The organism is Arthrobacter melezitosi (genome assembly GCF_054511055.1).
In genome coordinates this window covers 436,647-458,489 of sequence record NZ_JBTNDJ010000001.1, presented here as the reverse complement: position 1 = coordinate 458,489, position 21,843 = coordinate 436,647, and the positions used below count along the sequence as shown (strand labels likewise).

Here is a 21,843-nt window from a genome sequence, read left to right as displayed (position 1 = left end):
ACCGGACCGGTGTTCGAGGAAGCGGCCTTTAATATTTCAAGGCCGTCCGCGGCCGAAGAAATTTCGTTGGCCGCGTTCGAACGCCGGTTCGGTGCGGTGAAACCTAGACCTCCTCGACAGAGCTCGGCTCGGCCCGTGACAGGTCGATGCCCAGCTCTTCCGCGGCCCGGAAGACTTCTTCATCCGAGTCACGCATCTCAATCGTCGTGCCGTCGGTGGAAAGGACTTCCACGTTCAGGCAGAGCGACTGCATTTCCTTGATCAGCACCTTGAAGGACTCCGGCACGCCCGGCTCGGGGATGTTCTCGCCCTTGACGATCGCTTCGTAGACCTTGACGCGTCCGTGGATGTCATCCGACTTGATCGTCAGGAGCTCCTGGAGCGTGTAGGCGGCGCCGTAGGCCTCGAGGGCCCAGACTTCCATCTCACCGAAACGCTGTCCGCCGAACTGCGCCTTACCACCCAGCGGCTGCTGCGTGATCATGGAGTACGGTCCGGTGGAGCGTGCGTGGATCTTGTCGTCGACAAGGTGGTGCAGCTTCAGGATGTACATGTAGCCGACGGAGATCGGGTCCGGGAACGGCTCGCCGGAGCGGCCGTCGAACAGGCGCGCCTTGCCGGACTCGCCGATCAGGCGCTGGCCGTCGCGGGTCACGTTGGTCGAGTTGAGCAGACCGACGATCTCGTCCTCGGTGGCGCCGTCGAACACGGGGGTCGCGACGGTGGTCGAGGCGACCTCGCGGGGCAGGTCCGGAAGGTTCTTGACCCACTCGGGGTCCCCTTCGATCTTCCAGCCCTGCTTGGCGGCCCAGCCCAGGTGGATCTCCAGGACCTGTCCGACGTTCATGCGGCCCGGAACACCCAGCGGGTTCAGGACGATGTCGACGGGGGTGCCGTCCTCGAGGAACGGCATGTCCTCGATCGGCAGGATCTTGGAGATGACGCCCTTGTTGCCGTGGCGGCCGGCCAGCTTGTCGCCGTCGGTGATCTTGCGCTTCTGCGCAACATACACGCGGACCAGCTGGTTGACGCCCGGGGGCAGCTCGTCGTCGTTGTCGCGGTCGAAGATGCGCACGCCGATGACGGTTCCCGACTCGCCGTGGGGAACCTTCAGGGAGGTGTCGCGGACCTCGCGGCTCTTCTCACCGAAGATGGCGCGCAGCAGGCGCTCCTCCGGGGTGAGCTCCGTTTCACCCTTGGGGGTGACACGGCCGACGAGGATGTCGCCCGCCTCAACCTCGGCACCGATGTGGATGATGCCGCGCTCGTCGAGGGCGCCAAGGACCTCTTCGGAGACGTTGGGGATGTCGCGGGTGATTTCCTCGGCACCGAGCTTGGTGTCGCGGGCGTCGACCTCGTGCTCCTCAATGTGGATCGAGGTCAGCACGTCGTCGGAGACGATGCGCTGCGAGAGGATGATCGCGTCCTCGAAGTTGTGGCCCTCCCAGGACATGAACGCGACGAGCATGTTCTTGCCCAGCGCCAGTTCACCCTGGTCGGTCGAAGGACCGTCGGCGATGATCGAGTTGTACTCGACGCGGTCGCCCTCGCCGACCAGCACGCGCTGGTTGTACGCGTTGCCCTGGTTGGAGCGGGCGAACTTCATGATCGGGTAGCTGGTCTCGGTGCCGTCGTCGTTGAGCACGGTGACGAGGTCGGCGGAGACTTCGCGCACGACGCCGGGCTTGGCGGCGGTGACGGCGTCACCGGCGTCGACGGCGGCGTACTTCTCCATGCCGGTGCCCACGAGCGGACGCTCGGAGCGCAGCAGGGGAACGGCCTGGCGCTGCATGTTCGCACCCATGAGGGCGCGGTTCGCATCGTCGTGCTCGAGGAACGGAATCAGGGCCGTTGCCACCGACACCATCTGGCGCGGGGAAACGTCCATGTACTCGACCTCGTCGGCGGCGACGAGCACGGGCTCGCCGGAACCACCGCGGGTACGCACCAGGACCATGTCCTCGACGAACTTGCCTTCGGCGTCGAGCGGGGCGTTGGCCTGGGCGATCAGGCGCTCCACCTCGTCATCGGCGGTCAGGTAGTCGATCTGGTCGGTGACGACGCCGTTGACGGCCTTGCGGTACGGGGTCTCGATGAACCCGAACGCGTTGATGCGTCCGTAGGAGGCCAGCGAACCGATCAGGCCGATGTTCGGGCCTTCAGGGGTTTCGATGGGGCACATACGGCCGTAGTGCGACGGGTGGACGTCACGGACCTCCATGCCGGCGCGGTCGCGGGACAGACCACCCGGGCCCAGCGCGGACAGGCGGCGCTTGTGCGTCAGTCCGGCGAGCGGGTTGTTCTGGTCCATGAACTGCGAGAGCTGGGAGGTTCCGAAGAACTCCTTGATCGCGGCGACGACCGGGCGGATGTTGATCAGGGTCTGCGGCGTGATCGCCTCGACGTCCTGCGTGGTCATGCGTTCGCGGACGACGCGCTCCATGCGGGACAGGCCGGTGCGGACCTGGTTCTCGATCAGTTCGCCGACGGCGCGGATGCGGCGGTTGCCGAAGTGGTCGATGTCGTCGACCTCGACGCGCAGCTCGACGTCTTCGCCGTCGCGCTTGCCCGTGATGGTCTTCTCGCCGGCGTGCAGGGCGACGAGGAACTTGATCATCGCGACGATGTCGTCGATGTTCAGCACCGAGGCGTCGGAGTCGGCAAGGTTCTTGTCGATGCCGAGCTTGCGGTTGATCTTGTACCGGCCGACCTTGGCAAGGTCGTAGCGCTTGGGGTTGAAGTACAGGTTGTCCAGCAGGGTCTGGGCAGCCTCAACCGTCGGCGGCTCTCCCGGGCGCAGCTTGCGGTAGATATCGAGCAGGGCGTCCTCACGGGTTTCCGTGGCGTCCTTCTCCATGGTGGCGCGGATGGAGTCGTACTCGCCGAAGGTCTCGAGGATCTGGCCTTCGGTCCAGCCGAGGGCCTTGAGCAGCACGGTGACCGACTGCTTGCGCTTGCGGTCGAGGCGGACGCCGACCTGGTCGCGCTTGTCGATCTCGAGCTCGAACCAGGCGCCGCGGGACGGGATGATCTTCGCGCTGAAGATGTCCTTGTCGCTGGTCTTGTCGGCGGTGCGCTCGAAGTAGGCGCCGGGCGAACGGACCAGCTGCGAGACGACGACACGCTCGGTGCCGTTGATCACGAAGGTGCCCTTGTCCGTCATCAGCGGGAAGTCGCCCATGAACACGGTCTGCTGCTTGATCTCGCCCGTGTTGTTGTTCATGAACTCGGCCTTGACGTACAGCGGAGCCGAGTACGTTGCGTCACGGTCCTTGCACTCGGCCATGGTGTACTTCGGATCAGCGAACTCCGGCTCGGAGAAGCTCAGGGACATGGTGCCCTGGAAGTCCTCGATCGGTGAGATCTCTTCAAAGATGTCGGCCAGACCGGAGGTCGTGGCTACGCCCTGAAGTCCCTTCTCCAGCGCTTCCTCAACGCGCGCCTTCCAGCGCTCGTTGCCGACCAGCCAGTCAAAGCTGTCGGTCTGAAGGGCGAGGAGATTCGGAACGTCGAGGGGTTCGTGAATCTTTGCGAATGAGAGCCGGGGTGCGGCGCCGTCGGCGTCGACCTGGCTGGTAGCGGTTGCATTATTAGAGGTGCTCGAGGCGACCAAGAGGGATCCTTCCACAGACCTTCAGGCTTGTCAGCGATCCGCCCTCAGCACAACCACCGCAGATAGGTGCGGGGATTCGAGTGCTAACCTGATGTCTCCACGCGTCACCTGAACCAAGTGGCCCGTTAAATGACGAGAGCAGAACAAAGCCCACCGCTATATGAAGGCTGAGGTTTAGAGGGAAGACGCAAATCTCTACACTACGGGACTCCTAGCGCAATGTCCAATGCCCCGTCAACCTCGCCACGCCCCGGAGTGTCGTCCGCCTTTCCCGCGGCCCGGGTTCCCTGCCGGCGGTATCCCCCGGCAGGCCCCCGCCCTCAGGCCGGCGGCTCCGGCAGCGGGCCGGTGCTGGTATCGGAGCGCAGCCGCTTGACGATCAGTTCGGCACTGATGAGGCACATCGGGATTCCGATCCCCGGCACCGTTGAGCTTCCCGCGTAAAGAAGCCCCTCGACCTTTGAGCTTCGGTTGGACCCGCGGAGGAACGCGCTCTGCCGCAGGGTGTGCGCCGGCCCGAGGGAGGTGCCCCGCCAGGCGTTGAGGTCGGTGGCGAAGTCCTGCGGCCCGTAGGTGCGACGGAGCACGATCCGCTCGGCGAGGTCCGGGATGTTCGCCCACGCAGCGATCTGGGCCACCACCTCGTCGCCGAGTTCCTCGACGCGCGGATCGCCCCCGCGGTCCACTCCCCCACCGCCGATGGAGACATCGGCGGGGATGGGCACCAGGACGAAGACGTTCTCGTGCCCCTCCGGCGCGGCGGCCGGGTCCGTGGCGCTGGGGCGGCAGACATACAGCGATGCCGGGGACGGCACGGAGGTGGTCTTCCCGAAGATCCGCCCGAAATTGTCCTTCCAGTCGCTGGTGAACAGCAGCGTGTGGTGCTCGAGCTGCGGCAGGGAACCCTTCACGCCCAGGTACATCAGCAGCGCGCTCGGTCCCGGAACCCGCCGCGACCAGTACTTCTCCGGGTACGTCTGCAGGGGCCCGGGGAGCAGCGCCGTCTCCGTGTGGTGGAGGTCCGCGGCCGAGACGACGACGTCGGCGGCCACGCTGTGCAGGGCGCCGCCGGAGCGGTAGGTCACCCCGCCCACCCGGGCCGCGCGGCGGCGGCGCCGCGGTCCGGGCCGCGCGGCATCAGCCCCGGCGGCGGGGACGGTGTCGATCGAGACGACGTCGGCGCCGGTAAGGATTTCCACGCCGGCCCCCTCGGCGACCCGGGTCATCGCCGAGATCAGCGAGGTGAACCCGCCCATCGGGTACAGCACGCCGTCGTCGAGGTCGAGGTGGCTCATCAGGTGGTACATGCTGGGCGCGTCGAAGGGCGAGCTGCCGAGGAAGACGGCGGGGTAGCCGAGGATTTGGCGCAGCCGCGGGTCGGCGAACCGCCCCGCGACGAAACCGTGCAGCGGCTGGGCCAGCAGGCGCACCAGGCGCGGCAGCCGGGTGAGCACATCGGGGCTGAGGAACGGCAGGAAGGACTGGAAGGTGGAGTACAGGAACCGTTTCTTGGCGATCTCGTAGGTGTCGCCGGCGGAGTCGAGGTACTTCTCCAGGGCCTCCCCCGCTCCCGGTTCGAGGGACTCGAAGAGTTTCACGGCGGCGGCGCGGTCGGCCGGGACGTCGACGACGTCGCGGTCCTTTTCGAAGATCACCCGGTAGCCGGGGTCGAGGCGGATCAGGTCGAGCTGCTCCGCCGCGGAGGTGCCCATCAGCCGGAAGAAGTGGTCGATCACCTCGGGCATGAGGTACCAGGACGGGCCGGTGTCGAAGCGGAACCCGCCGGCCTCCCAGGACCCGGCGCGTCCGCCCACCCGGTCCTGCCTTTCGAGCAGCGTCACGGCGTGCCCCTCGGCCGCCAGCAGCGCCGCCGTGGCGAGGCCGCCGATCCCTCCGCCGATGACGGCGACCCTGCGGCCACCGGCCCGGGATCCCTTGGTGCTTCCCTGAGCGCTCATGGTGTCCTCTCCTTCAGGTGGATCTCCGGTGCCGCGCCTCCGGCCAGGGTGCGCGCCAGGATGCGCATCTTAACCGTGTTGGGCACGCGGATCCGCGCCCGGAGCAGCTCGTGGGCCGGGGTGCGCCGCAGCCGCACGGCGAGCTCGGTGAACAGCGCCTGCGCCAGGGCCACGGCCCGGCGCGGGGCCGGGGGAAGCCCGGGCAGGCTCGCCAGGGAGATCCGCAGGTCCTCGTCGATGTCGTCGAGCAGGCGGTGCTTGTCCTGCTCGGTGAAGTTCCCCGGACGGATCCCCGGGAAGTAGCTGCGGCCCAGGGTGGAGAAGTCCTCGGCGAGGTCGCGCAGGAAGTTGATTTTCTGGAAGGCCGCCCCGAGGTGCTGCGCTCCGTCGGCCAGGACCTTTTCCTGCACCGGGTCCACGGCGCGGTCGGCGAGGAACGCCTTCACGCACATCAGCCCGACCACCTCGGCGGAGCCGTAGACGTACCGGGAGAACGACTCGGGGGTGTGTTCGCGCTGGGTGATGTCGGCCCGCATCGAGGCGAAGAAGGGCCGGGTGAGGTCCGGGCCGATGCCGGTGTCCCGGGCGGTGAGGGCGAAGGCGTGCACCACGAGGTTCGCGCTGTATCCGGTCTCCAGCGCGGTCTCCGTCTCACTCTCCAGCGCGTCCAGCATCGCTTCGACCTGCTGCGGGGCGAGCCCGGCGGCGGCCGCGGGCCCGTCGACGACCTCATCGGCCACCCGCACCAACGCATACACGGCTTCGATCCGCGCCCTGGTGGGTCCGTCGAGGAGCCGGCAGGCCAGCCCGAAGGAGGTCGAGTAGCAGCGGATCACCTCGGCCGAGGTCTTGCGTGCGGCGGCGTTGTATCGTTCGAGCGCTGTCTGGCTCACCATGCCTACCGAGTCCTGTCCACGGCCGCGGAGGCCACCGGTTGAAGTACGTTGCGCAGTTCCGGCGGCACGACGTCGGACTCGAGGTGCCGCTGGGCACGGGAGGCGTAATCGACGGCGAGTTCGGCCGAGTACTCCCGCGCGCCGGAGTCCTCGAGGATGCGCCGGACGTAGTCGGCGTCGGCGGCGGACATCGCCGGCGACCCGACGAGGGAGGAGATTTCCTCCCACTCCGGGCGGGCGGCGACGAAGGCCATTAGGGCGGTGCGCTTGCCTTCGCGCAGATCCCCCCAGTTCGTCTTCCCCGTCCGGGTTTCGCTGCCGAAGACCCCCAGGAGGTCATCGGCGATCTGGTAGGCGATGCCGGCGTCGCGGCCAAAATCCCCGAGGCAGTCGACGAGCCCCTCGTCGGCGCCGGCGAGCACCGCCCCGGCCTGCAGCGGCCCTTCGAAGGAGTAGACGGCGGTCTTCAGCCTGGCCAGGTTCAGGATGTCCTCAAGCGGAGGCATCCGGGGCGTCAGCACCGCCTCGATGTCGAGCAGTTCCCCGGCCGCCGAGGCGAACACCGCCTCGTCGAGGATTCTGCGAAGCCGGCGGTGCGTGGCGGGCGCGGCGTCCACCCGGTCGAGGAGCCGGTAGGCGTTGGAGAGCGCGAGGTCCCCGGCGATCACGCCGGCGGAGAAGCCGACGTGCTCGGCGGCGGCGGGGTCCAGTCCGGCCGCGCCCGCGATGGAGCGGTAGCGGCCCGCCACGTTGGGAACACCGCGGCGCACGAAGTCCCGGTCGATGACGTCGTCGTGGATGATGAACGCGGTGTGCAGCAGTTCGAAGGAGGCGCCGACGAGGGCGGCACTGTCAAGGTCCGATCCGCCCAGCAGGGAGTAGGCGGAGAGCACGAGGCGGGGCCGGAAGCGCTTGCCGCCCGAGGAGGAGCTTTCAAGGCTTTCCCACAGGCCCAGGTAGCCCGGGCCCACCGCCGCGGCGCGGCGCTTCGACCGCTCGAAAAAACACCGGAGCGCGTGCTCGACCTGCCCAAGCCCTTCCGGCTCGACCAACAGACCGTCGATGTTCATAGGTAAAGTAAACACGACAAGCCGCCTTCAACTAACCCGGCGGAAAACAGCACGGCCGGACGGGTGTCCGCCGTGGAAAATCCTCCCCTGAATCCGGCGGAGGCGAGCGGGATGAGGACCATGGCGCGACACCTTGAAGAGCAGCCCGCCGACCGCGCCGAACTTGTGGTGCTGCTGGCCGAGGACGGCACCCCCATCGGCACCCAGGACAAGGCGAGCGTCCACACCGGGACCACCCCGCTGCACTTCGCGTTCTCCACGCACGTGTACAACGAGGCCGGGCAGATCCTGGTGACCCGCCGCGCGCTGACCAAGAAGGCGTGGCCCGGGGTCTGGACCAACTCCTTCTGCGGACACCCCGGCCCCGGCGAGGCGCTGGAGGATGCCGTGGTGCGCCGCGCCCGCCAGGAGTTGGGCATGGGCGTCCGCTCGATCGAACCGGCGCTTCCGGATTTCCGCTACCGGGCCGTTGACGCCTCGGGCATCGTCGAGAACGAGATCTGCCCGGTCTTCACCGCCGTCCTCGACGGCGCCGTCGCGCCCTCGCCGGAGGAGGTCATGGACTTCACCTGGGTCGAGCCGGACCGCCTGGTCGGGGCGGTGCGGGCGACGCCGTGGGCCTTCAGCCCCTGGCTCACGCTCCAGCTGCCGCTGCTGTACCCCGCCGATTTCCCCCGGGAACCAGTTAATAATCGTTAGCTGAAATGTGCCTGGGGCGGTAGCCTTAAGGGGAGTACGGCAAGATTTCAATGACGAAAGCGAGCACTCCCCGCCATGGCCTTTCCAACGAACGCGCCCGATGACGTTGTCATCGTCGGCGGCGCACGTACCCCGTCAGGCAAGCTGAACGGCCAGTTGTCGGCCTTCAGCGCCGTTGAGCTCGGCGGCTTCGCCATCGCCGGCGCCCTGGCCAGCGCCGGCGTGGCCCCCGAGTCCGTTGACACCGTGATTATGGGCCATGTGGTGCAGGCCGGCTGCGGCCAGAACCCGGCACGCCAGGCCTCCCTCCGCGCGGGCATCGGCTGGGACGTTCCGGCGGTGACGGTGAACAAGGTCTGCCTCTCGGGCCTGACCGCGGTGATCGACGCGGCCCGCCTGATCCGCAGCGGCGAGGCCTCCGTCGTCGTCGCCGGCGGCCAGGAATCGATGTCGCGCGGACCGCACCTGCTGCCCGGTTCACGCCAGGGCTGGACCTACGGCAACATCTCCGCGCTCGACTCGGTCGCCCACGACGGGCTGACCGACGCCTTCGACAACGAGTCGATGGGCGCCTCCACCGAGCGGGGCAACAAATCGCTCGGCATCGACCGGACCGCACAGGATGAGGTGGCCGCGGCGTCCCACCAGCGGGCGGCGGCCGCCATCGAATCGGGCATCTTCGCCGAGGAAATCGTGCCGGTCACCGTGCCGCAGCGCCGGGGCGACGACGTCGTCCTGAGCACCGACGAGGGGGTCCGGCCGACGACGACGGTCGAGACCCTGGCGGGCCTCCGGCCGGCGTTCGACAAGGAGGGCTCGATCACCGCGGGCAACTCCTCGCCCCTGTCCGACGGCGCCTCGGCGCTGGTGCTGACCTCCCGCGCCACCGCGGAACGCCTCGGCCTGCGGATCCTGGCCGTCACCGGGCAGCCCGGGCAGGTCGCCGGGCCGGACAACTCACTCCACTCCCAGCCCTCCAACGCCATCAACCACGCCCTGAAGCGGGCCGGATGGACGGCCTCGGAGCTCGACTTCATCGAGATCAACGAGGCGTTCGGCTCGGTGGCGGTACAGTCCCTCAAGGACCTCGACTACCCGGCAGAGAAGTGCAACCTGCACGGCGGCGCCATCGCCCTCGGCCATCCCATCGGGGCCTCCGGAGCCCGGCTCGCGCTGCACGCGGCCTTCGAACTGCACCGCCGCGGCTCCGGCAGGGCCGCCGTATCGCTGTGCGGCGGCGGCGGGCAGGGCGAGGCACTCCTGCTCTGGCGCGGCTAGCAACTCCGGCTTAAACGGGAAGGGCCCCGACCTGAGGTCGGGGCCCTTCCTGTCTGGAAGCCGGGGGCGGACCCCCGGCTGCCGGATCTACTACTTGAGGGAGACGGTGGCGCCGGCAGCTTCCAGGGCTTCCTTTGCCTTCTCCGCGGTCTCCTTGTTGGCGCCTTCGAGGACGGCCTTCGGAGCGCTGTCGACAACGTCCTTGGCTTCCTTCAGACCCAGGGAGGTCAGCGCGCGGACCTCCTTGATGACTGCAATCTTCTTGTCGCCTGCAGCTTCGAGGATGACGTCGAAGGAATCCTTCTCCTCCTCGGCTGCGCCGCCGTCGCCCCCACCGGCGGGGCCGGCAACTGCAACAGCTGCAGCGGTGACGTCGAAGGTCTCCTCAAACAGCTTTACGAAGTCGGAGAGTTCGATGATCGACAGTTCCTTGAAGGCTTCGATGAGCTCTTCGTTGGTGAGCTTCGCCATGGCTAAAGCATCCTTCCGTGAGTGGTGCACTGCACCGAGATTGGTGGGTGAAGAGAACTACTTCTCTTCGGGTGCCGCAGCTTCTTCAGCCGGAGCCTCTGCCGGGGCAGCGGTCTCGTCGGCGGCGGGAGCATCGGCGCCTGCGGGTGCAGCACCATTGCTCTCTTCGAGCTTGACGCGCAGGGCGTCAACGGTGCGGGCGAGGGCTGCCATCGGTGCCTTGAGGACACCGGCAACCCGGGCGAGCTGGAGTTCACGCGACTCGAGGGCTGCCAGGGCAGCGACCTCGGAGGCGTTGAGGGGCTTGCCCTCGAAGACTCCGGTCTTGATAACGAGCTTCGGGTTGGCCTTTGCGAAATCCGTGAGGCTCTTAGCGGCAGCAATTGCGTCGCCCTTGATGAAGGCGATGGCAGTGGGTCCGGCGAGCTGGCCGTCGAACGCGTCGATGCCGGCTTCCTTGGCTGCAATGCCCGTCAAGGTGTTCTTGACGACAGCGAACTTGGTGTCCGCACCGAGTGAACGGCGCAGTTCCTTGAGCTGTGCGACCGTGAGCCCGCGGTATTCGGTTAGGACAGCAGCGGTGGAGTCCTTGAAATCATTAGCGATTTCCTCCACTGCATCTACCTTTGTTGGCGTTGCCATAACCCTCCTTCCGGGGAATAAAAGCCGGTTTTTCAGCCCCAATAAAAAACGCCCCGCGCAGATGCACGGGGCCTTCTCGACACGCAGCACCGTGGTGCTTCGCGGAGGAAAGCTTCGTTCACCTGCGTTGGCCGCCCTTGACGGGAACTTTCAGATCTACTTCCTTACCTCGCCGCGCAGCATTGCTGGCGGGAAAGGGTGGAGGCACATCGACCGACGGTCTTTGGTATCCCCAAGCCTACGTGAATCGGCGGCACCCTCCAAATCCGCTACGCGGCGGACGGCCCCAACCGTTTCTGCCAGCCGGCCACCCTTCCCGCCGGAACGAATCCCAGCTCGACATTGACGGCCAGCATGAAGGAGTTCTCTTCGGCATTCCACGTGTAGATGCGCTCCACGTCGGGCCATGCGGCACGCAGGGCCTGCAGGTTGGCGGCCTTCAGCAGCATGCCCAGCCGGTGGCCCCGGTGTGCCCGGAGCACGAGGGTGTCCTCCTGGTTGGCGACGACGGGAGCCGCCTCGTACCGCTCGAGGACGGTGTGGCCCGCCAGCGACCCGGTTGGCCGGTGGAGCACGGCCGCAACGAGGCTGCTTCCCCCGCTGCGCGCCAGGCGGTCCTCGGCCTCGCGCACCCGCGCCCCGTCCCAAACCTCCTCGTCGATGTCGAGGTCACCGAGCGGTGCATCGGTGCTCATCGCCTGGCGGAGCTGCGCATACTGCTCGAGCCGGGCATCCGGGCAGCATCCCTCCCAGCGGATCAGCTCGTAGTCCGGGCCGGCCGCGGCTGCGGCGGCAGCGAGGGCCGCACCGGCAGTGCCGCCGATCCTGCCGACGTCGAGCACGCTGCAGCGGTCCACCTGGGCGAGGTCGAACCCCCGGCTGCGCGCCATCCGGGCGGCGGGATCCGCCGACGGGTAGCTTCCGGCGCCGGTGGCGGGCACCAGGTCTTCCTGGGGCAGCGAAGGTTCCCCTCCCCCTGCGGCCCGGTGCTGCGGAACCTCGGTCCAGGCCAGAAGGCTCGACCGGTTGCGGGCGCGGGCGTAGCGCTCCACCGCGGCGTAGAGGGCGCCGCCGATGCCCTGGCCGCGCGCCTCCGGGTGCACTGCGAGGTCGAAGTAGCAGGCGGTCAGGTTATCGGTCAGCGGCAGATCGAGCACGGCCCGCCCGAGGATGCGACCGTTGCGCCGGGCCGCCAGCAGGAGCCGCTCCTCGTAGGGATTGCGCTGGAACGCGGCGTGTTCCTGGCGGAGTCCGCGGCGAAAGTCGTCGCTGCCCCAGAGGGTGCGTTGGACGAGGTTGCCGAGTTCGACGATCTCCCGGAAGTCCGCGGCCTGCGGAGAGTCAAGCGAGGACGGGACGGGGACCGGGCGGATGGCCAGGGCATCGGCGCTCATGCTCGATTGTAGGCCCGGGGGCAGCCCGCCCCGGCCCGCCGGCCCGATCGGCCAGTGAAGGGCCTCCGAGGGCACGCTCCCGGACGAACCTGCCCACCGATCGGGGCCGACCAGTGGGCATATCCAGACATGCCCACCCATGGGCGCCGATCAGTGGGCAGAACGGATCGGCACCGGCCCGGAGAACGAACCTGCCCACTGACGGGCCTCCAGCAGTGGGCAGAACGGACCAGGACCGGGCCCGAGAACAAGTCTGCCCACTGGCCGGGAGGGGCCAGTGGGCAGGAAGGTGCCGGAAAACGCAGCGGGGGTGGCCGCAGCCTGAGCTGTGGCCACCCCCGCTGGGTGTTCAGGTTCTACCTGACACTTACGCGTCGGTGAGGACCTTCGTGACACTCGGGTCGACGGAGATGCCGGGGCCGAAGGTCGTCGAGACGGTGGCCTTCTGGATGTAGCGGCCCTTCGAAGCCGAAGGCTTCAGGCGCAGGACCTCTTCGAGGGCTGCTGCGTAGTTCTCCGCCAGCTTCTGAACATCGAAGGAAACCTTGCCGATGATGAAGTGGAGGTTGGAGTGCTTGTCGACGCGGAAGTCGATCTTTCCGCCTTTGATGTCGGTGACGGCCTTGGCCACGTCGGCCGTGACGGTGCCGGTCTTCGGGTTCGGCATCAGGTTACGCGGGCCGAGGATCTTACCCAGGCGGCCGACCTTGCCCATCAGGTCCGGGGTGGCGACGGCGGCGTCGAAGTCGACCCAGCCACCGGAGACCTTCTCGATCATGTCGTCGGAGCCCACGAAGTCGGCGCCGGCGGCGATTGCCGCTTCGGCCTTCTCGCCGGTCGCGAAGACGAGGACGCGGGCGGTCTTACCGGTGCCGTGGGGCAGGTTGACGGTGCCGCGGACCATCTGGTCGGCCTTGCGGGGGTCGACGCCGAGGCGGAAGGCAACCTCAACGGTCGCGTCGAACTTGGAAGGGTTGGTGTCCTTCGCGAGGACAACCGCCTCGAACGGAGTGTACTGCTTCTCCGCCTCGATCTTGGCGGCAGCTCCCTTGTATGCTTTGCTGCGCTTTGCCATCTGCTTTTTCTCCTTATGCAGTTGTGGTCTGCGGACCGCGCTGGGCCCTGCCACACTCCCACCGCGCGCGGGGCGCACGGTTTCGATTCGAATTGGTGGTGGCTTCGGCGGCGGGTGCCGCGTCGGCCGGGGAGGAGGTGTTAGCCCTCGACCGTGATGCCCATGGAGCGGGCGGTGCCGGCGATGATCTTGGCCGCAGCCTGGACATCGTTGGCGTTGAGGTCCTCCATCTTCGTGGTGGCGATCTCCTCAACCTGGGCCTGGGTCAGCTTGGCAACCTTGACGGTGTGCGGCGTGCCGGAGCCCTTCTGGATACCGGCGGCCTTCTTGATCAGCTCGGCTGCCGGAGGGGTCTTGGTGATGAAGGTGAACGAACGGTCTTCGTACACGGTGATTTCAACGGGGATGACGTTTCCGCGCTGGGATTCCGTCGCGGCGTTGTAAGCCTTGCAGAATTCCATGATGTTGACACCGTGCTGACCGAGCGCAGGGCCAATGGGGGGAGCCGGGTTGGCGGCGCCTGCATTGATCTGCAGCTTGATGAGGCCGGTGACCTTTTTCTTCGGGGCCATGAAAGGGTCCTTTTCTTGCATTAGGTCCCCCGGGACAGGAGCGTCCCGTGGGTTGGTGGTCATCATGGCGTGATGACCGGCCGTCCTCCCCGGCTAAGCGGGCCGGGGGAGAACGAAGCTTTGGCGTTGCCGTCCTACTGGATCTTGGTGACCTGGTTGAAGGACAGCGTGACGGGGGTTTCGCGTTCGAAGATCGACACCAGGACGACCAGCTGCTGGGATTCGGGCTTGATCTCCGAGATGGTGGCCGGCAGGGTCTCGAACGGCCCCTCGTTGACGGTGACGGACTCGCCGACCTCGAAGTTGACGGCGACCGGCGTCGAGTGCTGCTTGACGGGCTTGCCGGACTCGGCGTCGGTGTGGACGACGGTGTGCTCGAGCATCGAGAACACCTCGGCGAGGCTCAGCGGCACCGGGTTGTGGGCGTTGCCGACGAAGGCGGTGACGCCGGGGGTGTGCCGGACGGCGCCCCACGATTCGTCGGTGAGGTCCATGCGCACCAGCACGTAGCCCGGGATGCGGACCCGGTTCACGATCTTGCGGGTGGTGTTCTTGATCTCCACGACCTCTTCCATGGGGACCTGGATTTCGAAGATGAAATCCTCCATGTCGAGGGTCTGGATGCGGGTCTCCAGGTTGGCCTTCACCCGGTTCTCGTAGCCGGCGTAGGAGTGGATGACGTACCAGTCACCCTCCTGGCGGCGGAGCTTGGCCTTGAAGGCCTCGACCGGGTCCTCCTGGGCGGGCGCCTCGGCCTCGCCGGATTCGGGCTGGTCGCCGTCGTCGGCCTGGCCGGCGGCCTCCGCCTCCGACACCTCCGAACCGTCGACGTCGGAATCCTCGGCGGCGGTCTCCGCGGGCGCGTCGGAATCGGCGAGGTCGTCAGCGACGCCTGCCTCAACGGCCTGATCCTCGTTCTCCAGACCATCTTCAGTCGTGATCTGCTGCTCGAGTTCTTGCTCGGACACCTAGCTGCCTGCTTTCTGGGGTTCTTCAGCTTCGAATTGCTTGGGCTCTAACGTCACCGGCCGGCCGGTTCAGCTTTCACTGCCGCCGAACACCCAAACCGCACCGGTTCCGAACACATAGTCGAGCCCCGTGACGATGAGGATCATCAGGACCACGAAGGCCAGCACCGTGATGGTGAACCTCACCAGTTCCTGACGGGTGGGGGTGACGACCTTCCGCAGTTCGGCGATGACCTGCCGCACGAAGAGCGTGATCCGCCCGAAGAACCCGCGCTTGGGGTTCTCCTTGCTGGCGGGGCTACCCTTGGAGCTGCTCGCGGCCGTATCGGTCACCTTCAACCTCATCAATCTGTGTGGGTTTCCAGCCGGGCCGCGGTAGGAGCGGCGCCAACTACTCATAAGTCATGCCGAGCAGGTCCATCGCCTGTACCGGACACTTCGTGATGTTCTACTGCCGCACCGCCGCGTCCTGCTTCGACGGTTACGCGCAGGGCAGACAGGACTCGAACCTGCAACCTGCGGTTTTGGAGACCGCTGCGCTACCAATTGCGCCACTACCCTATGGAACCGGACCACCGTGCGATCCGCTCCGCTGCCGCCCCTGGAGGGCGTTTCGCGGGCACGAACCATTGGAGTGATCCAACACCGAGGATCTAGTCTACGCAATACGCGCCGGAGAGTCGAACCGGGACCCGCGGCGGCGGCCCCGGGACCGCTCAGGCGTCACGGATCGGCGCGCGGACGGATCAACCGCCTAAGCTGGACCTGCCACACTTCTTCACGAGAAAACGGGACCCGATGACCGAGATTTCCACCCGTCGTTCCCTGCCGCGCGTTTCCCGCAGGATCGCCTCCATCGCCGAGTCCGCGACGCTCGCCGTCGACGCGAAGGCCAAGGCCCTGAAGGCCGCGGGACGGCCGGTGATCGGTTTCGGCGTCGGCGAGCCCGACTTCCCCACCCCGGATTACATCGTCGAGGCGGCCATCGAGGCGGCCCGCCAGCCACGCTTCCACCGGTACTCCCCCGCCGGCGGGCTGCCCGAGCTGAAGCAGGCGATCGCGGCGAAGACGCAGCGCGATTCCGGCTACGGCATCGAGCCGGCCCAGGTGCTCGTCACCAACGGCGGGAAGCAGGCCGTCTACGAGGCCTTCGCCTCCCTGCTCGATCCGGGCGACGAGGTCCTCGTCCCCACCCCGTTCTGGACCACCTACCCGGAGGCCATCCGCCTGGCCGGCGGCGTGCCCGTTGAGGTCTTCGCCGGGCCCGAGCAGGGCTACCTGGTCTCGGTTGAGCAGCTCGAGGCGGCCCTGACGCCGCGGACGAAGGTGCTCCTGTTCGTCTCGCCGTCGAACCCCACCGGCGCCGTGTACCCGGAGGATGCGGTACGGGAGATCGGCAATTGGGCGGCGGACCAGGGACTGTGGGTGGTCACCGACGAGATCTACGAGCACCTGACCTACGACGGCGTCCCCTTCACCTCCATCGCCGCCGCGGCGCCGGCCCTGGGCGACCGGGTGGTGATCGTCAACGGTGTGGCGAAGACCTACGCCATGACGGGGTGGCGGGTCGGCTGGATGATCGGCCCCCAGGACCTCGTGAAGGCGGCGACGAACCTCCAGTCGCATGCCACCTCGAACGTGGCGAACGTGTCGCAGATGGCCGCCCTGGCCGCCGTCTCGGGCCCGCTCACCGCCGTCGAGGAGATGAAGGTCGCCTTCGACCGGCGCCGGCGCGCCATCGTGGCCGGGCTGAACGCCATCGAGGGTGTCGAGTGCCCGACGCCGCACGGTGCGTTCTACGCCTACGCCGACGTGCGGGGCCTGCTGGGACGCAGCTTGGGCGGGGCGGTCCCGCAGACCTCGGCGGAGCTGGCCACCCTCATCCTCGATCAGGTCGAGGTGGCGGTCGTGCCGGGCGAGGCCTTCGGCCCCAGCGGCTTCCTGCGGCTCTCGTACGCGCTCGGCGACGACGACCTCGCCACCGGCGTGGGCCGCCTGCAGGAGTTCCTCTCCGGCGCGAAGTAGGCACCAGGCAGGCGGACGCGGCCGGTCGGCGGTGCCGGGGCGCCGGCTCGCACCAGGCCGGGGCAGGACGGCGGCGCCGGGCGCACGACGTCGGACGCACGACGCCGGAACGGCGCGGCGGCGGGAACCGGCCGCACTGCGGTGAAGCAGCCTTGGAGCAGGGGCAGACCTAGAGCAGCCGCCGTTCGGCGGCCCACCGCGTCAGTTCGTGGCGCGAGGAGAGCTGGAGCTTGCGCAGCACGGCCGAGACGTGGGTCTCGACCGTCTTGACCGAGATGAACAGCTCCTTGGCCACCTCCTTGTAGCTGTAGCCCCGGGCGATCAGCCGCATCACCTCGAGTTCGCGGGCGGAGAGGCGGTCCAGCTCACTGTCCGCGGAGGCGGCGGCCGCGGTGCCGAAGGCGTCCAGGACGAAGCCGGCGAGCCGCGGGGAGAACACGGCGTCGCCCGAGGCGATGCGGAAGACGGCGTCGGAGATGCCCGCACCGGAGATCGTTTTGGTGACGTACCCGCGGGCGCCGGCGCGGATGACCGCCACGACGTCCTCCGCGGAGTCCGAGACGCTCAGGGCCAGGAACCGGGTCGACGCGCCCAGCTCGCCGCAGCCGGCGATGACCTCGGCCCCTCCCCCGCCCCGTCCACCCGGCAGGTGGACATCAAGCAGGACGACGTCCGGCCGGCGGGCACGGACCACCGCGACCGCCTCCTCGACGGTGGCCGCCTCCCCGACGACGCGGATCCGGCTGTCGAGGTCCGAGCGCAGCCCCGAGCGGAAGATGGCGTGGTCGTCGACCACGACCACCGACACGCCCGCCGGGGCATTGGTTGGTACGCGTTCATCCGTCATGGCTGCGGCTCTCCTGCTCGGGCATCTTGAGGTGGACTTCGGTCCCGTCGGGACCGCTGCGGATGGTGGCGGTGCCCCCGTGGCGCTGCATCCGCGTGGTGATCGATTCGCGGATGCCGAGCCGGTCGGCCGGCACCGCCAGCACGTCGAATCCGGCGCCGCGGTCCCGGATGAACACCTCGGACCCGCTCGGCCCCGCCTCGAGGTAGACCGAGACCGTGCCTCCGGCGTGCTTGGCCGCGTTGACGATGGCCTCCCGGGCGGCCTGGGCAAGCGCCTCCTGGCCTGCGCTCAGCGGCGCGTCCCCGACGGCGACAACCTCGACCGGGTGCCCGTAGCTGTCCTCGACCTCCCCGGCCAGGGCGCGCAGGCGCTCGGAGAGGTTCCCGGAGTGACCGGCCGGATCGGCATAGAGCCAGTGGCGCAGCTCGCGCTCCTGCGCCCGCGCCAGGCGGATGACGTCCTGCTCGGAGCCGGCGCGGTTCTGGATCAGGGCGAGGGTCTGGAGCACCGAGTCGTGGAGGTGGGCCGCGATTTCGGCGCGCGCCGCCTCCCGCACGCGGCCGGCTCTCTCCTCCTCGAAGTCCTTCCAGAACCTCAGCGCCCAGGGTGCCAGCACGAGCGACACCCCGGCGAGGACGGCGCCGGTGGCAAGGAGCGTGGCCCACGTCAGGTCCCAGGAGATCGACCCGGACACCATCACCAGGACGCCGGAGACCACGAGCACCAGTCCCAGCAGGAGCCGGGCCAGGCCGACGGCGCGGTCGGCGCCGGCCTTGTTCCTCAGCCCTTCACGCCGTGCATCATCGAGCTGGCTCCACGCCAGCACGGCGCCGACTCCAGCCGCGGCGACGGGGAGGATCTGCCGCCAGCTGACGGCGAAGCCCAGTTCCTGGGCGGTGAAGACGGCCGCCAGGAGCAGCAGTGCGACACCCAGGAGCAGTTCCTTCCGCCCGGGGCGGAAGCGCGCGCCGCTCCGCCGCGGCGTGTCGGCGGGCAGCCCGGGAAAGGCCACGCCCGGCTCCGCGGAGGCGTCCGGGGAAAACAGGGCGGGAGCCGGTGGGGGGAACAGGGCGGGGGCGGGCGGGCCGTACCGGGCGGCGGGACGGAAAGCGGCGGCGGCGAGCCGGTCGGAGGCCATTGGGACGAAGATCCACAGCCACGCGTAGAGGAAGATTCCGGCCCCGCCGGCCAGGGTGAGCAGCACCATGAGAACGCGCACCATGCGCAGCGTCATGCCGAGGTGGATGGCCAGTCCGCCGCACACGCCGGCGACGAGGCCGTCGGGCGAACGCAGCAGGGGCGGTTTCATAGCTCAATCCAAGCACGCCGACGGGCCCCGGGGATGCCCGGAGCGGACAATCAGGGGTTCCCTCAGGGGGAAATTCAGGGCAGCCCCCGATAGCTGACGCAGCGGCGCACTGGAAGGATCGGGATATGACTTCCGAACCGCCCCTTGATCCACTGCCTCCCGAGCGCTCCGCCGGTGACGCCCCCGCCGGGCGCATTCCGGAACCGGCCGGGTTCCCCGCCGGCTCCGGCGGCCCCTCCTCCACCCGGTCCGGGTCCACGGCCGCGCCGCCGCCCCGTCCTGCACCGTCCAACTCCTTCTTCGACCGGATGCGGTCCGTGCAGATCACCCGCACCCCCGACCGGTGGCTGGGCGGAGTGGCAGGAGGAATCGCCTATCGCACCGGCCTCGACGTCGTCCTGGTGCGCGGCATTCTCGTCATCCTCGGCATCTTCGGCGGCATCGGCGTCCTGCTGTACGGCCTGGCGTGGGCCCTCCTGCCCGAACCGGATGGGCGCATCCATGCCGAGTCGGCCGGGCGCGGCAACTGGACCGCGGGGATGACCGGAGCGCTGGTCCTCGTCATCGCCGGTCTCTGGCGGCCCAACCTGCCCTTCCTCGGCGATGGCGAGGGCGGCGGCGTCTGGCGGGTGCTGGTGACCCTGATCTGGGTCGGCGCCGCCGTTTACGCGGTGTACTGGGCCCTCACCGCGCACAGCAGGAACGCTGCCGGCGGCCGGCCGGCCGGCGCCCCGGGAGCGGTGAACGCCTTCGGCGCACCCGGCACCACCCAACAGTTCCCGGCCGCCAGCTACCAGGCCGGACCGCACCCGACGGCCCGGCCCTACCCGCCCACCGAGCCCTTCGGCCCTGAAGCGGCGCCGCGCCCCGGCACCGCGGACCCGGGCTCCACGGCCCCGCTGCCCACCGACCTCCCGGGTTCCGCCTATCCGCCGCCCTCCGGGTACACGCCGACCGGTTACTTCTCGGGTGGCTCGGTTCCCCCTGGGGCAATGCCCCCGGGATATGCACCCCGCCCCGTACCGCCGCCGCGCCCCCGGACGCCCGGGCCCACCGGAAGCGGCGTGGCGCTCAGCCTCGGTGCCGCCGTCCTCACCGTCGGCATCATCCTCGCCCTCGACTATGCGGACGTGGTGGACCTCGGCCGGACCGCGATTCCAGTGGCCCTCGCGTCGGGCGCCGCCGTGCTCGGCCTCGCCGTGGTGACCCTGGGCCTGCTCGGGCGTTCCTCCGGGTTTGTCGGGTTCGCTGCCGGAGCCTCGGTCTTCGCCGCCCTCGTGGCGTCCGCGGTGGCCGCCGCCAATTTCGACGGCGGCGCCTCGGTCGTCGGAAGTGAAACGCCCCTGACGGCGTCCTCGGTGCGCGCCGCGGAGGAGGGCTACACCGTGGTGGCCGGGAGGAGCACACTCGACCTGCGCGGCCTGGACGACCTCACCTCGGACGTCGTCGTCCCGGTGCGGGTCCTGGCCAGCGAGGTGGAGGTCCTCGTCCCCCGCGACGTTCCCATCGAGGTCCGCTCCGAGGTCGCCGTGGGCTCGGTGCGCACGGGCGACGGCGTCGGCGCCTCGGTCGCCGAAGGCTTCTGGCAGCCCGGAACCACCAAGCTGAACGAAACAGCGGACGGCCCCTCGATCATCCTTGAGGTCGGTGGTGCCGCGAGCCAGGTCAGCGTGTCACGAAACGAGAATGGATTCGACCAATGAGTACCTCCGAAAAGTCAGCAGCATCCCGCCGGGTGCGCACGGGAACGGTCGTCTGGGGTGCGGTGATCCTGGTGGTCGCGGCGCTGATCCTGACCTCCCTGCTCACCGGCATCCGGTTCGACCTGGGCATCGTGCTCCTGGGGCTGCTCATCGGCGCCGGTATCGCCCTGGTGGTGGGAGGCATCTCCTCGATGATGCGCCGCCCCTCCGCGGCAGGCAGCGACCCGGACGCCGACAGCGGCCATACTGAAGGCCTCTGACCGAAGTTCCTCCGAACGAAAGGCTTCCCATGGACACCCTGTTCAAGATCCTCCGCTCCTCCCCCGTCAAGCGCGCACCCGGCGGCATCCTCGGAGGAGTCGCCGCCGGGATCGCCGCGCAGTTCAGCTGGCCGGTTTCCTACGTCCGGATCGCCATGCTCCTGAGCTTCCTGCTTCCGGTGGTGAGCCTCCCGATGTACGGCGTGCTGTGGCTCCTGCTGCCCAAGACAGACGGGACGATCGCCCTCGAGCAGCTGTTGGGCCGGACCAGCCGGCGGTGACCTTCCCGGACGACCCGGCGCGGAGCTTCCGCGCCGGGTCTTCCGTTGCCCGGTTCCGGTGCGCGGGCCCGGGCACCGAACTACGATGATGCAGTGGATCCCCTCTTCGAATTCGCCGGCAACTTCTGGTGGCTCGTCTTCCCGCTGAGCGGGGTGTTCGCGGCCTGGGGGCGGTCCTGGTCCCATGCCAGCGAGCGCCGGCACCAGCGCAAGGTGGAACTCCACACCCTCCGGCACCGGGGCGAGCAGGTGCGGCAGGCACGGACCGCCGAGGTGGAGGCCGTGATGGGGGACCATGACGCCGTCAACCGGAAGTGGCTCGACTACGAACTGGATGTCGGGAAGCTGATCGATTTTCCCCTGATGACCGACGTGCGGGAGCCGCTGACGGTGGCCTTCCTCCGCGCCAAGCGCACGGCGGATGCGCTCCGCCCGGCCGACCCCGGCCAGCTCGGCACCACGGAGTTTGCGGAGTACCGCTCCGCCGTCAACGACTATGCCGTGGCCTTCCAGATCGCCGAGGCGGAGGCACACCGGCTCCGGGACACCGCCTTCACCGGCCCGGAGCGGCAGCGGCTGGCCCGGGCGCGGAACCTTCTCGCGCTCGCGCTGGACAGCGCCGCCAGCTCCGCCGAGCGGCAGACGGCCTACCGGCGGGCACGGCGGGAGCTCGACGGACTGATCGTGCTGCCGGACACCGCGGTCGCCTCCCTTGAGGCGAAGGTGGCGCGGATGATCGACTCCGGGCCGGGCTCCTCCGCCACCGCGTGACCTACACT

Annotated in this window: 20 protein-coding genes and 1 tRNA gene; 7 read left to right on the top strand and 14 right to left on the bottom strand. The window is 68.8% G+C overall.

The annotated features are described in order from the left end of the window. Positions 1–103: 103 nt before the first annotated feature. The 4 genes from rpoB to ACX80W_RS02245 form a co-directional block, all read right to left on the bottom strand. The gene (gene rpoB, locus ACX80W_RS02260) at positions 104–3,613 is read right to left on the bottom strand and encodes a DNA-directed RNA polymerase subunit beta (RefSeq protein WP_459280036.1); all 3,510 of its coding nucleotides are present in this window, start codon (positions 3,611–3,613) and stop codon (positions 104–106) included. Between the two features lie 320 nt (positions 3,614–3,933). Next, positions 3,934–5,571 carry a phytoene desaturase family protein gene (crtI, locus tag ACX80W_RS02255; protein WP_459280034.1) on the bottom strand — a complete coding sequence of 546 codons (1,638 nt, stop codon included), beginning with the start codon at positions 5,569–5,571 and terminating at the stop codon, positions 3,934–3,936. Then, on the bottom strand, positions 5,568–6,467 hold the full coding sequence (locus tag ACX80W_RS02250; protein ID WP_459280032.1) for a phytoene/squalene synthase family protein: 900 nt from the start codon (positions 6,465–6,467) through the stop codon (positions 5,568–5,570). The genes crtI and ACX80W_RS02250 overlap by 4 nt, the downstream gene beginning before the upstream one ends. Positions 6,468–6,469: 2 nt before the next feature. Beyond that, positions 6,470–7,537 (bottom strand): polyprenyl synthetase family protein, encoded by a 1,068-nt coding sequence (locus ACX80W_RS02245; protein WP_459280030.1) that lies wholly within the window; start codon positions 7,535–7,537, stop codon positions 6,470–6,472. A gap of 120 nt (positions 7,538–7,657) precedes the next feature. Between ACX80W_RS02245 and idi the strand changes: the two genes are divergently transcribed. Continuing rightward, the gene (gene idi / locus ACX80W_RS02240) at positions 7,658–8,236 is read left to right on the top strand and encodes an isopentenyl-diphosphate Delta-isomerase (protein ID WP_459280028.1); all 579 of its coding nucleotides are present in this window, start codon (positions 7,658–7,660) and stop codon (positions 8,234–8,236) included. 75 nt (positions 8,237–8,311) lie between these two features. Beyond that, on the top strand, positions 8,312–9,514 hold the full coding sequence (locus tag ACX80W_RS02235) for an acetyl-CoA C-acetyltransferase (RefSeq protein WP_459280027.1): 1,203 nt from the start codon (positions 8,312–8,314) through the stop codon (positions 9,512–9,514). 90 nt (positions 9,515–9,604) lie between these two features. On the opposite strand, the gene rplL is transcribed toward ACX80W_RS02235, so the two are convergent. The 8 genes from rplL to ACX80W_RS02195 all read right to left on the bottom strand — a co-directional run bounded on the left by rplL (position 9,605) and on the right by ACX80W_RS02195 (position 15,197). Beyond that, positions 9,605–9,985, bottom strand: coding sequence for a 50S ribosomal protein L7/L12 (rplL, locus tag ACX80W_RS02230; RefSeq protein WP_459280025.1), 381 nt, complete (start codon positions 9,983–9,985; stop codon positions 9,605–9,607). Positions 9,986–10,042: 57 nt separating this feature from the next. Then, on the bottom strand, positions 10,043–10,627 hold the full coding sequence (gene rplJ, locus ACX80W_RS02225) for a 50S ribosomal protein L10 (protein ID WP_459280023.1): 585 nt from the start codon (positions 10,625–10,627) through the stop codon (positions 10,043–10,045). Between the two features lie 269 nt (positions 10,628–10,896). Further along, positions 10,897–12,021: a GNAT family N-acetyltransferase gene (locus ACX80W_RS02220; protein WP_459280021.1), complete on the bottom strand. Its 1,125-nt coding sequence runs from the start codon at positions 12,019–12,021 to the stop codon at positions 10,897–10,899. A 367-nt stretch (positions 12,022–12,388) separates the two neighbouring features. After that, positions 12,389–13,096 (bottom strand): 50S ribosomal protein L1, encoded by a 708-nt coding sequence (gene rplA / locus ACX80W_RS02215; protein WP_459280019.1) that lies wholly within the window; start codon positions 13,094–13,096, stop codon positions 12,389–12,391. A gap of 140 nt (positions 13,097–13,236) precedes the next feature. Beyond that, complete coding sequence (rplK, locus tag ACX80W_RS02210; RefSeq protein WP_459280017.1) at positions 13,237–13,668, bottom strand: 50S ribosomal protein L11; 432 nt, start codon at positions 13,666–13,668, stop codon at positions 13,237–13,239. Between the two features lie 134 nt (positions 13,669–13,802). After that, entirely contained in the window at positions 13,803–14,636 is an 834-nt protein-coding gene (nusG, locus tag ACX80W_RS02205; RefSeq protein WP_459280015.1) for a transcription termination/antitermination protein NusG, read from the bottom strand. A 69-nt stretch (positions 14,637–14,705) separates the two neighbouring features. Then, a complete protein-coding gene (gene secE, locus ACX80W_RS02200; protein WP_459280014.1) occupies positions 14,706–14,969 on the bottom strand; it encodes a preprotein translocase subunit SecE in 264 nt (87 codons plus the stop codon). Positions 14,970–15,124: 155 nt separating this feature from the next. Continuing rightward, a tRNA-Trp gene (locus ACX80W_RS02195) sits at positions 15,125–15,197 on the bottom strand. A 237-nt stretch (positions 15,198–15,434) separates the two neighbouring features. Between ACX80W_RS02195 and ACX80W_RS02190 the strand changes: the two genes are divergently transcribed. After that, entirely contained in the window at positions 15,435–16,661 is a 1,227-nt protein-coding gene (locus ACX80W_RS02190) for a pyridoxal phosphate-dependent aminotransferase (protein ID WP_459280012.1), read from the top strand. 169 nt (positions 16,662–16,830) lie between these two features. Here the strand turns inward: ACX80W_RS02190 and ACX80W_RS02185 are convergent, their stop codons facing one another. Continuing rightward, positions 16,831–17,508: a LuxR C-terminal-related transcriptional regulator gene (locus ACX80W_RS02185; protein ID WP_459280010.1), complete on the bottom strand. Its 678-nt coding sequence runs from the start codon at positions 17,506–17,508 to the stop codon at positions 16,831–16,833. After that, entirely contained in the window at positions 17,498–18,820 is a 1,323-nt protein-coding gene (locus ACX80W_RS02180) for an ATP-binding protein (protein WP_459280008.1), read from the bottom strand. The genes ACX80W_RS02185 and ACX80W_RS02180 overlap by 11 nt, the downstream gene beginning before the upstream one ends. Positions 18,821–18,945: 125 nt before the next feature. Here ACX80W_RS02180 and ACX80W_RS02175 point away from each other — a divergent pair, with 125 nt between their 5' ends. The 4 genes from ACX80W_RS02175 (at position 18,946) to ACX80W_RS02160 (ending at position 21,835) form a co-directional block, all read left to right on the top strand. After that, a complete protein-coding gene (locus tag ACX80W_RS02175) occupies positions 18,946–20,523 on the top strand; it encodes a PspC domain-containing protein (protein ID WP_459280006.1) in 1,578 nt (525 codons plus the stop codon). Continuing rightward, positions 20,520–20,783, top strand: coding sequence for a hypothetical protein (locus ACX80W_RS02170; RefSeq protein WP_459280004.1), 264 nt, complete (start codon positions 20,520–20,522; stop codon positions 20,781–20,783). Before ACX80W_RS02175 ends, ACX80W_RS02170 begins: the two co-directional genes overlap by 4 nt. Positions 20,784–20,812: 29 nt before the next feature. Further along, positions 20,813–21,064, top strand: a complete 252-nt coding sequence (locus ACX80W_RS02165) for a PspC domain-containing protein (protein WP_459280002.1) — start codon at positions 20,813–20,815, stop codon at positions 21,062–21,064. Positions 21,065–21,157: 93 nt separating this feature from the next. After that, complete coding sequence (locus tag ACX80W_RS02160) at positions 21,158–21,835, top strand: hypothetical protein (RefSeq protein WP_459280000.1); 678 nt, start codon at positions 21,158–21,160, stop codon at positions 21,833–21,835. The last annotated feature ends 8 nt before the right edge of the window (positions 21,836–21,843 follow it).